10 protein-coding genes, 1 pseudogene and 1 riboswitch are annotated in these 12788 nt (G+C 69.8%); of the genes and pseudogenes, 10 read left to right on the top strand and 1 reads right to left on the bottom strand.

Annotated features, from left to right (window positions below):
* Nucleotides 1–613: 613 nt before the first annotated feature.
* The 3 genes from serA (at nt 614) to VF330_RS24425 (ending at nt 7056) form a co-directional block, all read left to right on the top strand.
* Complete coding sequence (gene serA / locus VF330_RS24435) at nt 614–2203, top strand: phosphoglycerate dehydrogenase (RefSeq protein WP_330854000.1); 1590 nt, start codon at nt 614–616, stop codon at nt 2201–2203.
* Between the two features lie 245 nt (nt 2204–2448).
* Entirely contained in the window at nt 2449–5721 is a 3273-nt protein-coding gene (locus VF330_RS24430) for a S8 family serine peptidase (protein ID WP_414675440.1), read from the top strand.
* 297 nt (nt 5722–6018) lie between these two features.
* Nucleotides 6019–7056: a 3-isopropylmalate dehydrogenase gene (locus tag VF330_RS24425; RefSeq protein ID WP_330853999.1), complete on the top strand. Its 1038-nt coding sequence runs from the start codon at nt 6019–6021 to the stop codon at nt 7054–7056.
* A gap of 72 nt (nt 7057–7128) precedes the next feature.
* Here VF330_RS24425 and VF330_RS24420 read toward each other — a convergent pair whose 3' ends face one another.
* Nucleotides 7129–7548, bottom strand: a complete 420-nt coding sequence (locus VF330_RS24420) for a YciI family protein (protein WP_330853998.1) — start codon at nt 7546–7548, stop codon at nt 7129–7131.
* 212 nt (nt 7549–7760) lie between these two features.
* Here VF330_RS24420 and VF330_RS24415 point away from each other — a divergent pair, with 212 nt between their 5' ends.
* The 7 genes and pseudogenes from VF330_RS24415 to VF330_RS24385 all read left to right on the top strand — a co-directional run.
* Nucleotides 7761–8141, top strand: coding sequence for a hypothetical protein (locus VF330_RS24415; RefSeq protein ID WP_330853997.1), 381 nt, complete (start codon nt 7761–7763; stop codon nt 8139–8141).
* Nucleotides 8138–8584 (top strand): hypothetical protein, encoded by a 447-nt coding sequence (locus VF330_RS24410; RefSeq protein WP_330853996.1) that lies wholly within the window; start codon nt 8138–8140, stop codon nt 8582–8584. Before VF330_RS24415 ends, VF330_RS24410 begins: the two co-directional genes overlap by 4 nt.
* Nucleotides 8581–9942: a putative T7SS-secreted protein gene (locus tag VF330_RS24405; protein ID WP_330853995.1), complete on the top strand. Its 1362-nt coding sequence runs from the start codon at nt 8581–8583 to the stop codon at nt 9940–9942. The genes VF330_RS24410 and VF330_RS24405 overlap by 4 nt, the downstream gene beginning before the upstream one ends.
* 16 nt (nt 9943–9958) lie before the next feature.
* Complete coding sequence (locus tag VF330_RS24400) at nt 9959–10474, top strand: hypothetical protein (protein WP_330853994.1); 516 nt, start codon at nt 9959–9961, stop codon at nt 10472–10474.
* A gap of 11 nt (nt 10475–10485) precedes the next feature.
* Nucleotides 10486–10597, top strand: a riboswitch (cobalamin riboswitch).
* Nucleotides 10598–10633: 36 nt separating this feature from the next.
* Complete coding sequence (locus VF330_RS24395; protein WP_330853993.1) at nt 10634–11656, top strand: iron ABC transporter permease; 1023 nt, start codon at nt 10634–10636, stop codon at nt 11654–11656.
* Nucleotides 11656–12396 (top strand): ABC transporter ATP-binding protein, encoded by a 741-nt coding sequence (locus VF330_RS24390; RefSeq protein ID WP_330853992.1) that lies wholly within the window; start codon nt 11656–11658, stop codon nt 12394–12396. Before VF330_RS24395 ends, VF330_RS24390 begins: the two co-directional genes overlap by 1 nt.
* Nucleotides 12393–12788, top strand: a pseudogene (locus VF330_RS24385) (iron transporter); the annotation flags it as partial. The gene VF330_RS24390 and the pseudogene VF330_RS24385, both read left to right, overlap by 4 nt.

The following is a 12788-nucleotide window of genomic DNA, read 5'->3' as shown; positions in this document are numbered from 1 at the left end:
GAGCCGACAAGACCCCCGCACTTCCAAGCGATGCCGAAGGCGAGCAGTCACCCCTGACGCCGATTAGAGCCGGTGAACCCACCCGTGGTTTGCGATTGGGGCTTGACTTTGGGTGCGAGGTGCTACCTATATCGGGCTCGGCCGGTCGCGAAGCGTCCGGCCGTTTTCCGGCCGACCACAGCACCTCGCAAGGGCCCCGAAGTCAAGCCCCAATCGCAATCGTCGCGCAGCGGCGATGTACCCCGCTCTTTCGTCCGAGGTGCACGCCCACGCTGGAACAGGCACAGGGACAACGCACCGGGACCACGCTGGAACCCCAGCACGCCCAAAACCGAGCCACCGACTCCACCAAGACCCAACCGCCACCCCCCAAACTCGTACAAGTCCAAACGCACGGGAACCAGCCGACCGCGAGCCCGGGTAACCAGCGCAAACACCGTCCCATCCCACAAGACGCGCACAGTGACCTGAGCCACCCGCCGAGAACCAGCCGCAAGCCTCCTGACTATGCTCGTTAACAGTCCGGACACATTGCGGTGCCCGGTCGGCGCGGGCAAGCCGCCCCCGACCACGCCCGCGCCCCACGATCCGACCCTTCCTGGGAGCGATGTCCGTGACCAACACGAGCCGACCCGTTGTTCTCATCGCCGAGAAGCTCGCACCGTCCGTTCTGGACGCTCTCGGCGAAGGCGTCGAAGTGCGCCACGTTGACGGAACCGACCGAGCGGCCCTCCTGGAGGCCGTCGCCGACGCGGACGCGCTGCTCGTGCGGTCCGCCACCCAGGTCAACGCCGAGGTGTTCGCCGCCACCCGCAAGCTCAAGGTCGTCGCCCGCGCGGGTGTCGGTCTCGACAACGTCGAGGTGCCGGCCGCCACGCAGAACGGCGTGATGGTCGTCAACGCGCCGACGTCCAACATCGTCAGCGCCGCCGAGCACGCCGTGGCGCTGCTGCTGTCCGTCGCGCGGCAGATCCCCGCCGCCCACGAGACGCTGCAGAACCACGAGTGGAAGCGCTCCAAGTTCAACGGCGTCGAGCTCAACGGCAAGACCGTCGGTGTCGTGGGCCTGGGCAAGATCGGCCAGCTGTTCGCGCAGCGCGTCGCCGCGTTCGGCGTCGAGCTGATCGCCTACGACCCGTACGTCAGCGCCGCGCGCGCCGGCCAGCTCGGCATCGAGCTCGTCAGCCTCGAGGAGCTCCTCGAGCGCGCCGACGCCATCTCCATCCACCTGCCGAAGACGCCCGAGACCAAGGGTCTCATCGGCGCGGAGCAGCTGGCGAAGGCCAAGCGCGGCGTCATCATCGTCAACGCCGCCCGCGGTGGCCTCATCGACGAGGAAGCCCTCGCGGAGGCGGTGAAGGAGGGCCAGGTCGGCGGCGCCGGTGTCGACGTGTTCTCCACCGAGCCCACGACCGAGAGCCCGCTGTTCAACGTGCCGGGCATCGTCGTCACGCCGCACCTCGGCGCCTCCACCACCGAGGCCCAGGACCGCGCGGGCACGGACGTCGCGAAGAGCGTCGTCCTCGCGCTCGCCGGCGAGTTCGTGCCGGACGCCGTCAACGTCCAGGGCGGCGCGGTCGGCGAAGAGGTCCGCCCGTACCTGCCGCTGGTGCAGAAGCTCGGCACCGTCCTCAGTGCACTGTCGCCCAAGGCCCCGACCAGCGTCACGGTCGAGGTGCGCGGCGAACTGTCCACTGAGGACGTCGCGGTGCTGCCGCTCGCCGCGCTGCGCGGCGTGTTCTCCAAGGTCGTCGAGTCGCAGGTGACGTTCGTCAACGCGCCGCAGCTCGCCGCCGACCTCGGCGTCACCGTCGAGGTCGTCAAGGAGACCGAGAGCCCGAACCACCGCAGCCTCGTCACGGTCAGGGCCGTGCAGGCCGACGGCACGACGAACAGCGTGTCGGGCACCGTCAGCGGCATCGCGCAGGTCGAGAAGCTGGTCAACATCAACGGCCGCAACTTCGACCTCCGCGCCGAGGGCACCGTGCTGCTGCTCGAGTACCCGGACCGCCCCGGTGTCATGGGCACCGTCGGCACGCTGCTCGGCGAGGCCGGCGTCAACATCGAGGCCGCGCAGATCAGCCAGACCGGCAGCGACGCCGTGATGGTGCTGCGCGTGGACCGCCCGGTCGACACGCAGGTCCTCGACCCGATCGGTGCCGCCGTGGGCGCGCGCACCGTTCGCTCTGTCGACTTCGGATAGTCACGACAAACCGGGAAGGGGACGGCAAAGTCCCCTTCCCGGTGAAGTCGCCGTTCACAACGAACGCATAACAGGCAACTCCCTGTAGACAACATTCATACTTTCGGGGCAATCGCAAAGACACGATCAGCGATTAGCGTCCCCACGAGGTTGACCCGGTGCCGTAGAGGGCACGGCACTGATCCACGCGGGTCGAAGGCACACACCTCGGTTGGGGCAACGTTGTGAAAAGACGATCGAGTCTGGTGGTGTTCTCTGCCATCACCACACTGCTGATCGCACCTGCCACGGCTCAGGCGCAGAGCGATCCGCTCGCGCAGCCGGTCAAGGGTGCACAGAAGCTGGACGCGAAGGCGTTGCAGCTCAAGGTTTCTCCCAGGCTCAACTCCAGCGGCACGGTCACCGCGTTCGTCGCGCTCGACCGCAAGCCCGCCGTCGACGCGTTCGACGAGAAGAAGAGCCAGGGCAAGGACGTCGCGAAGCAGGCCGCCAAGCAGGCCAAGAACGACACCTCCGCCACCGCGGACCAGGTCGTCGGCCAGCTCAAGAGCGCGGACACGCAGACCAAGGAGCTGTACCGCACCTCCAACGGCGTCCCCGGCGTCGTCGTGAAGGCGGACGCGCAGAAGGTCCGCGACCTCGCGCAGCGCTCGGACGTCCTCGCGGTCTACCCGGTCGTGCCGAAGAAGCGCCAGAACTCGAACGCCGTCCAGCTCACCAGGACGCTCAACGTCTGGCAGCAGTACGGCAAGCTCGGTGACGACGTGCGCGTCGGCATCATCGACACCGGCGTCGACTACACGCACGCGAACTTCGGCGGCCCCGGCACGGTCGAGGCGTTCAAGGCCGTCGACCCGCGCGTGAAGGACCCGAACTTCCCGACCGCGAAGGTCGTCGGCGGCTACGACTTCGTCGGCGAGGACTACGACGGCGAGAGCACCGACCCGGCGATCGGCACGCCGAAGCCCGACCCCAACCCCATCGACTGCAACGGCCACGGCTCGCACGTCGCGGGCACCACGGCCGGCTTCGGCGAGAACGCCGACGGCAGCACGTTCAAGGGCGACTACACCAAGCTCGACGCCGACAAGCTCAACGCGATGAAGATCGGCCCCGGCACCGCGCCGAAGGCCCAGATCTACGCGCTGAAGGTCTTCGGCTGCGAGGGCTCGACCAACGTCACCTCGCAGGCCCTCGACTGGTCGCTCGACCCCGACGGCGACGGCGACTTCTCCGACCACCTCGACGTGGTCAACCTGTCGCTCGGCTCCGACTACGGCGCCCCGGACGACCCCGACAGCCTCTTCGTGAAGAAGCTGTACAAGGTCGGCGTCATGCCGGTCTTCTCCGCGGGCAACGGCGGCGACCTCTACGACATCGGCGGCTCGCCGGGCAACACGCCCGAGGCGCTGACGGTGGCGTCCGTGCGCGACTCGTACGTGCTGCGCGACGGTGCCGAGGTCAAGGGCCAGGGCCTCAAGCCCGGCCAGTACAGCCAGAGCTTCACCGGCTACCTCGGCTACGACAAGGAACTGCCGGTCGTGAAGCTCGCGCAGGCGGGCAACGCCGACGGCTGCGTCGCGATCACCGACAACGTCGCGGGCAAGTTCGTGTGGCTGGAGTGGGACGACAACGACGCGACGCGCCGCTGCGGTTCCGCCGTCCGCGCCAACAACGTGCAGGCCGCCGGCGGTCAGGGCGTGCTGCTCTCCTCCACGCTGGAGAACTTCGCGGCGGGCATCGCCGGCAACGCGGGCATCCCGATGTTCCAGTTCACCGGCTCGGCCACCGCGGCGATCCGCCCGGCGCTGAACGCGGGCACGCTCGTCGTCCGCCTCGCGGGTGACCTGCGCACCTCGACGCCGACCTACGACCAGTCCATTTCGGACACGCCGAGCTCGTTCACGAGCCGCGGCACGCGCAGCGGCTCGATCAAGCCGGACGTCGCGGCGCCCGGTGACACGATCTCGTCCACGGCCGTCGGTTCCGGCAACGACCGCTCGGTCATCTCCGGCACCTCGATGGCGTCCCCGCACGTCGCCGGTATCGCGGCCCTGGTGCGCCAGACGCACCCGGACTGGACGCTGGAAGAGGTCAAGGCCGCGATCATGAACACCGCGGGCGCGGACGTGAAGGAGGACGGCAAGACCTACGCCCCCAACCGCGTCGGCACCGGCCGCGTCGACGGCAAGGCCGCCGTCGACAACCAGGTCCTCGCCTACGTCGAGGAGGACAACGGCTACGTCAGCGCGAACTTCGGCGTCGTCGAGGTCGCCAAGCCCGTCCAGAAGACCAAGACCATCAAGATCGTCAACAAGTCCACGAAGTCCGTGGAGTACAAGGTCGGCTACACCGCGGCCACGACGATCCCGGGCGTGAGCTACGTGCTCTCGCAGAGCTCGGTCAAGCTGAGCCCGCGCGGCGTCGCCCGCGTCAAGGTGACGCTGAAGATCGACGACCCGAAGGCGCTGCGCAAGACGGTCGACCCGACCGTGGAGCCGCTGCAGCTCGACACGCCGCGCCAGTTCCTCGCGGACGCCTCCGGTCGCGTGACCCTCACGCCGACCGCCGGCGCCACGGTGCCGCTGCGCCTGTCCGTCTACTCCGCGCCGAAGCCGGTGGCGGACATCTCCACCGCGGACAGCCTCAAGTTCCGCGGCAAGGACAAGCAGGCGATCCTCAACCTGACCGGCAAGGGACTCGACCAGGGCACGGGCTCGCAGGCCTACCGCTCGCTGGTCAGCGTCCTCGAGCTCCAGGCCCAGTCGCCGAAGCTGCGCGACTGCAAGCGCAACGTCACCGAGAACTGCGCGCTCAACGAGACCGCCAAGGGCGGCGACCTGCGCTACGTCGGCGCGGCCTCCACGGCCCCGCTCGCCAAGGCGCAGGGCAAGCCGGAGGAGTCGCTGCTCGCGTTCGGTGTCGCGACGTGGGGCAACTGGTACAACCTCGGCAAGAACACCATCCCGTTCGTCGACATCGACACCAACGGTGACGGCACGGCGGACTTCGAGACGTACGCGACCCGCCTGACCGACACCGACCTCCTGGTCGCCACCACGGTGAACCTGGCCACGGGGGAGACGGTCGACATCCAGGGCGTCAACGGCCTGTTCGGCGACGTGGACGCGAACGTGCAGGACACCAACGTCGTGGTCTTGCCGGTGCTGCTCTCGGCACTCGGCATCGACCCGGCGAAGAGCTCCGCGCGCCTGTCCTACACCGTCGGCACCGCGGGCTACTACGTGGCGCCGGGCAACGCGAACAAGCTGATCGACGTCATCGACCGCCCGCTGTCCTTCGACCCGCTCAAGCCGGGTCTGTGGGCGCAGGGCGGCGGCGACGCGGCGCTGTCGTACCTCGCGAAGCCGGGCACGGCGCTCGTGGTGAACAAGGACGACGCCGCCCTCAAGGCGGACAAGTCCGAGGGCCTGCTGGTCCTGCACCACCACAACGCCGACGGTGACCGCGCCGCGGTCGTCTCGGTGAAGTCGAGCGGCAAGGGCGGCGCCTACTAGGGCCAGTCCTCCGCACGACCAGATCGGATGTTTCACGGAAGGCCCGGTTCTTCGTTTGGAACCGGGCCTTCCGGCCTGTCACGGGCCGGAACTGCCGGTCGTCACCCCTTGACGCGACCCCCTTCCTGCGGTCGAGTGACACTCGAAAGTGCGAATGGGCCGTGTGGGTGTCCCGCAGTACGGGAGAGAACACCCCGAAGGGGTGTCCGGCATGCGGCGAGCGGCCGCGATGCCGGTAGCCTCTCGCGGAGGAAAGTAGTCCCACCAATTGGGGACTGACACCTGGGAGGTGTGTGGATGCGGCTCGCAGTGATCCCAGGAGACGGGATCGGGCCCGAGGTCATCGCGGAGGCCCTGAAGGTCCTCGGCGAGGTCGTTCCGGCGGCCGAGATCACTCGTTACGACCTCGGCGCGGCGCGCTGGCACGCCACGGGAGAGTTGTTGCCCGAGTCGGTGCTCGGTGAGCTCCGCCAGCACGACGCGATCCTGCTCGGCGCGGTGGGCGACCCGTCGGTGCCGAGCGGAATCCTGGAGCGGGGGCTGTTGCTGCGCCTGCGCTTCGAGCTCGACCACCACGTGAACCTCCGCCCCGCCCGTCTCTACCCCGGCGTCCGCAGCCCGCTCGCGGACCCGCCGGAGATCGACATGGTGGTGGTCCGCGAGGGCACCGAGGGCCCGTACGCGGGCAACGGCGGCCTGCTGCGCAAGGACACCCCGCACGAGATCGCCACCGAGGTCTCGCTGAACACCTCGTTCGGCGTCGAGCGGGTGGTCCGCGACGCGTTCGCGCGTGCGTCGGCCCGCCAGCGCAGGCACCTGACGCTGGTGCACAAGACGAACGTCCTCACGCACGCCGGCTCGTTGTGGTCGCGCGTCGTGGAGGAGGTCTCGCTGCAGCACCCGGACGTGACCGTGGCGTACCAGCACGTCGACGCGGCCACGATCCACCTGGTCACCGACCCGGGCCGCTACGACGTGATCGTGACGGACAACCTGTTCGGCGACATCCTGACCGACCTCGCCGCCGCCGTCACGGGTGGCATCGGCCTGGCCGCGTCCGGAAACCTGGACGTCACCCGCCGCAACCCGTCGATGTTCGAGCCGGTGCACGGTTCGGCGCCCGACATCGCGGGCCAGGGCATCGCGGACCCGACGGCCGCCGTGCTGTCGGTGGCGCTGCTGCTCGACCACCTCGGCGAGCACGAGTCGTCGCGCCGGATCGAGGCCTCCGTGGCGTTCGACCTGGCGACGCGCGACCACCAGTCGCCGGGCGCGACCTACGCGATCGGCGACCGGCTCGCCGCTCTCGTGTCGTCGAACGTGCGCACGGGCTGAGCTCGGACGCTCTGTTGCCCCGGCCGGGAAACTCCGGCCGGGGCTTCGGCGTTCTGCGCGCCGCTCAGGTGCTCAGAGCTGGCCGGTGGACTCGCGCCACGCCTTCTCCTTCTGGATCCACTCGTTGTCCTGCGGGAACTCGTCGATCGTCGGCACGCGGCGGATCTCGGTCTTGAAGCCGGGCCCGGTCATCGGCATGCGCTTCGCCCACTCGACCGCCTCCTCCTTCGACGAGACGTTGAGCAGGTAGAAGCCGTTGAACAGCTCCTTGGTCTCGCCGTACGGGCCGTCCGTGACGACCGGCGGCTCGGCGGAGTAGTCGACGACGACGCCCTCGGACGGGTCGGACAGCCCCTCGGCGGCGAGCAGCACACCGGCGCGGATCAGCTCCTCGTTGAAGGCGCCGACGGTCTCCAGCATCTTGTCGAAGTCGAGCTCGCCCATGCCCGCGAAGGCCTCGTCGGTCGCGCGCATGATCAGCATGTACTTCACGGTGTCTCCTCGGGTGGTGGCGGCCGGTGCGGCCCCTCAGCATCCCCAGGTCGAACGGGCCCGGCAGCGGATCGACACGGCCGCCGGAGAACTTTCCAAGATCTTTTGCTCGTGACTCCCGCCTCAGTCGTCGTGTTCACCCGATACGGACGGTGATCAATCGGTAACGTACGGCTCCGCCGATCTGGGGGGATTGGTGGAACAGGAGAGACATGCACGACGAGAACCAGGCCGTCGCCCACGCGAGGCGCTACCGCGGCGGTGCGGGGGACCCGGAAGCCTTCGTCAGGGCGTTCCGGGCGAGCACGGTGTACCTGCGGCGGGTGGACCCGCTGTCGTTGCCGGTGATCACTTTCGGAGGACTCGACTGGCTGGCCGTCTTCTCCAGCCCCGGCCTGCTGGCACAGCACCTGGAGGCGCGCGGCGAACCGGCGGCCGACCACCTGGCCGTCACGGGCGGGCGGCTGCTCGACCACTACCTGCCGGCGTTGCCGCGCCGCACCGGCGTCGTCTTCGACACCGGCACCGAGCACATGATGACGTTGCCGCCGGTGCGCGGCATCGTCGCGGACGCGCTGGCGGTGGACGCGTGACCGGGTTCGGCGTCGACCTCGGCGCGATGAGTCAGGCGATCAAGGGCATCAACGACACGGTGGCGCTGCTCAAGGAGTTCGCGCCTGACGGCGGCCACCTCATGGCCAGTACGACCAGCCTGGGGTTCCTCTGCCCCGACGAGGACGAGTGCGGGGACGAGGTGCTCGCCGACGCGCTGGAGGAGTTCTTCGACCGCTGGAAGTGGGGCGTGCGCCATCTCGTCGAGGAGGGCGCGGCGATGGTCGAGGCGCTGACGGACACCCGCAGCGTCTACGAGGAGGCCGAGGACGAGCTCAAGCGGGGCTTCCGGCTGCTGATCGGCGACCCGAACTCCACGGCCGACGCGGCGGAGAAGTCGTGGGAGGACCTGCTGCGGGAACCGGTCGCGTCCTCGTCGCCGGAGCGGCAGACCTCGTTCACACCGGCCGGTGATCGCTCATGAGCCTGTTCGGACGCGCTGAGCTCGGCGACACCCGTGACCCCGTCGAGCTCGTGCCGGGCGACGTCGTGACGCTCGACGAGACCTCGACCGGCCTGCGCAAGCTCTCGAACGCCTGTCAGGAGGCGAGTTCGGGTCTGTCCACACTGGACGTGGGGCACTGGACGGGTGAGGCGGCGGAGAAGTTCCAGCGGTACTTCTCCCGGGAGGTGCCGAAGTGGCGGGACGCGGCAGAGGCGTTCGGCCCCGTGGTGGAGGCGCTGACGACGTACCGCGGCGCGGTCGAACGCGCGCAACGCGAGGCAGCCGAGGCGGTCCGGCTGCACGACGAGGCCGAGGCGGAGACGGAGGCGGCCGGGAAGGAACGTGACGCGGCGGAGTCCCGGCACCGCGAGGTGTCCGCCGCGGCTGAAGCGGGTGGACCGGCGCCGGCGCCGCTCGCGCCGTTCGTCGATCCCGGTGAGGTCAAGCGCGAGGCGGCACGGCGGATGCTCGCCGACGCGCGCAGGACGCTGAAGGCCGTGGCGGCTGAGACCGCGGCGGTCGTCACGAGGGCGAAGGACAAGGCACCGGAGGAACCGGGGTTCCTGTCGAAGTTCGCCGCCTCGATCGAGGACAGCTTCGAGCAGACGGTCACCCAGGTGTCGTCGTTCCACTCGGGCATGGCCGAGTCCGGCCTGAACCTGCTCGGGATGGTCCGCGCCGGCAACCCGCTCGACCCGTACAACGTCGCCCACCCCGGCGAGTACGCCGCGCACCTGGAGAAGCAGGCGTCCGGCATGGTGCACCTGGCCACGCACCCGTCCGAGGCCGTGAAGGGACTCCTGAACTTCGAGGAGTGGAAGAAGGATCCGTTCTCGGCGCTCGGCAGGCTCACCGGTGACGCGGCCATCGCCGTGGCGACCGACGGCGCCGGCCTGGTCGGCGCGGCCGAGAAGGCGGTGGTGCGCGAAGCGGCCGAGCAGGCCGCCACCCGGGCCGCGAAGCACGTCGACGACGGACTGCCGCCGTGGCACCGCCCCGGCTACGAGCCGCCGGCGCACACGCAGGACTACACCCCGCACCACGGCGACGAGCCGTTCGGCCCGCAGAAGGCGGAGCCGGACGAGCCCGTGCCGCACGACCGCGAACCTGATCCGCCGGCCGAGGAGCCGAGGCGCGAACCGGACGAGCAGCCCCGCGTCCGGGAGCCGGAGCACCTGCCGGAGCCGGACAAGAGCCACTACTTCCGGCTCCAGCGGTCCGTCGCGGAGATGCAGGACTCGTTGCCGCAGCTCTCGCTCGCCGAGCGCACCGCGACGGAACAGCGCATGGCCCAGCAACGGCAGATGATGCGCGACATCCTGGACAAGCACGCTTAGAGGAGCTTCGAGACAAGTGCAGACCCAGTCGGAAGAGATGCCGGAGTGGACGCACGGTGGTGAGTTCCCACCGGTCTCGCGCCAGGTCCCGCTGTACGGCCGGGATCCGGCGTCGGGCAGGGAGCAGGTGTGGGTCGGCCGGGTCGTCTGGCAGGCGCGGACCATGCAGGAGATCACGATGGCGCTCTACGGCCCGTTCGGCCGCAGGACGGCGGTCGGCGACTCCGTCTTCAACGCCCTGTGGAAGATCCGCAACGAGCTGGAGGACCTGGAGCGGTTCCCGCCGCCGTTGTGGAAGGTGCTGGTGAAGGGCGCACGACGTGACGTGTGGCACGTCGGGCACCAGGTGTCGATCTTCCCCGGCGACCGCGCCGAGGTCCTCGTCCCGGGCGAGAAGGTGACGGATTCCGTGGACGTGCTGGAGATGCTGGAGCCGCACGACACCCCGAAGTGGGGTCTCGTCGAGCAGCAGATGGCGAACTGCGCGGAGTACTTCGGCCGGTTCGCGCCGGGCTTCGGTGCGGAGGGGTGACGACCTCGGGTTAGAGTGCGGATGTCGCGTGTGGGGGAAGACCGGTCGAAGTCCGGCGCTGACCCGCAACGGTAGGCCCCGCGAGGGGCGAGCCCGAACACCCGCACACGGCGTGCACACCACCTCCGACTCCTGCCGTGGACTGCGGGAAGGGAACCAGTGATCTCCAGGATCAGCGCGCTCGTGGGCGTGCTCGCGCTCAGCGTCGTCGCGGGCGTGGCACTCGGTCCCGTCTCCGTCCCGTTCGGCGTCACCCTCGACCTGCTGCGGGCCGCGCTGACCGGTGGCACGGTCCCCGCCGACCTCGCCGGGCAGTACCACATCGTCTGGGACATCCGGCTGCCCCGCGTGCTGCTCGCCGCGGTCGTCGGCGCAGGTCTCAGCGCGGTCGGCGTGGCCATCCAGGCGATGGTCCGCAACGCCCTCGCGGACCCGTACGTGCTCGGCATCTCGTCGGGCGCGAGCGTGGGGGCGACGGCCGTGGCGACGCTGGGAGTCCTGCAGGGGCTGGGTGTCTACGCGCTGTCCACGGGGGCGTTCCTCACCGGACTCGGTGCCACGGCACTGGTCTACCTCACCGCGCGCACGAGCCGAGGGCTCACACCGCTGCGGCTGGTGCTGACCGGAACCGCGCTGGCGTACGGGTTCTCGGCGGTGGCGATGCTGCTGGTGTTCCAGGCGCCGCACGGCGAGGCGGCCCGCAGCGCCATGTTCTGGTTGCTGGGCAGCCTCGGCGGGGCGAACTGGCAGTCGCTGCCCGTCGCGACCGTCGTGACGGTGGCCGGGATCGTCTACCTGATGACCAGGGCGCGGCAGCTCAACGCGCTGGCGATGGGCGACGAGACCGCGACCACGCTCGGCATCGCGGTCACCCGGTTCCGCACCCAGCTGTTCATCGTCACCGCGGGCATCACCGGTGTGCTGGTCGCGGTGAGCGGCGCCGTCGGCTTCGTCGGGCTGATGCTGCCGCACCTCACGCGCATGGTCGTAGGCGCGGACCACCGGCGGGTCCTGCCGCTGGCACCGCTCGCCGGCGCGTCGTTCCTGGTGTGGGTCGACGTCGCCGCCCGCATGCTGGCCGCGCCGGAGGAACTGCCGCTGGGCGTCATCACGGCCGCGATCGGCGTGCCGTGCTTCATCTTCCTCATGCGCCGCAAGACCTACGTGTTCGGAGGCCGTTGATGCGCGTCGACATCGAGGGACTGACGGTCGACGGCATCATCGAGGACATCACGCTGCACGCCTCCGACGAGGTCGTCGGCATCGTCGGCCCCAACGGCAGCGGCAAGTCCACGACCCTGCGCTGCGTCTACCGCGCCCTCAAACCGGACGCGGGCGCCGTGCTCGTCAACGGTCACAACGTCCACGACCGGCGGCACCTGGCGCGCGAGCTCTCCGCCCTGACGCAGGAGTCGCAGGTCGAGTTCGACTTCACCGTCGCCGAGGTCGTGGAGATGGGCCGCCTGCCGCACGACCGCTCGCCGGAGCGCGACCGCGCGGTCGTGGCCGCCGCACTGGCCACAGTGGACGTCTCGCACCTCGCGTCCAGGAGCTTCCTCAGCCTCTCCGGCGGCGAACGCCAGCGCGTCCTCATCGCCCGCGCCGTCGCCCAGGAACCCCGCGTGCTGGTGCTGGACGAGCCGACCAACCACCTCGACATCCGCCACCAGCTCGACGTGCTGTCGCTGACGCGCGGCCTCGGCGTCACGGTGCTGACCGTCCTGCACGACCTGAACCTCGCCGCGTCCTACTGCGACCGCCTGCACGTGCTGGACGAGGGACGGCTGGTCGCCTCCGGCACGCCCGCCGAGGTCCTCGTGCCCGAGCTGATCGCCAAGGTCTTCCACGTCACGGCGCACGTCGTGCCGCACCCCACCACGGGAGCTCCCCAGCTCCTGTTCGACCAGGAGGTCACCCCTTGAGAACCGCCCTCGCCCTGGTATCCCTGCTCCTCGTCACGGGATGCGGCGCGACGGTCGCGCGGGACACCTCCTCTGCGGACCCCGTGACCGTCACGAACTGCGGTCAGCAGGTCACGTTCGACAGGGTGCCGTCCAAAGTGGTCACCAACGACACCGGCATCACCGAGCTGATGTTCGCGCTGGGCCTCAAGGACCGCATGGCCGGCTACGTGGTCGACAGCGGCAACACCGTCGACCTCCAGACCTCTCCCTGGAAAGCCGACTTCGACAGCTCGAAGCACCTCGCCGACAAGATCTCCAAGGAGGTCGTGCAGGGCGCGGGCGCCGACCTCGTCTTCGCCGGGTGGAACTACGGGTTCAGCGAGAGCACCGGGTTCACGCCGGACGCGTTG

This window comes from Lentzea sp., assembly GCF_036380075.1.
GTDB lineage: Bacteria > Actinomycetota > Actinomycetes > Mycobacteriales > Pseudonocardiaceae > Lentzea.
The sequence above is the reverse complement of the archived record's forward strand: the minus strand, read 5'-3'. Positions and strand labels throughout refer to the sequence as shown.

Coding starts and splice junctions, on each gene's coding strand:
- VF330_RS24425 (WP_330853999.1), top strand. CDS start 6,019: ATGCGGCTCGCAGTGATCCCAGGAGACGGGATCGGGCCCGAGGTCATC.
- VF330_RS24415 (WP_330853997.1), top strand. CDS start 7,761: ATGCACGACGAGAACCAGGCCGTCGCCCACGCGAGGCGCTACCGCGGC.
- VF330_RS24405 (WP_330853995.1), top strand. CDS start 8,581: ATGAGCCTGTTCGGACGCGCTGAGCTCGGCGACACCCGTGACCCCGTC.
- VF330_RS24390 (WP_330853992.1), top strand. CDS start 11,656: ATGCGCGTCGACATCGAGGGACTGACGGTCGACGGCATCATCGAGGAC.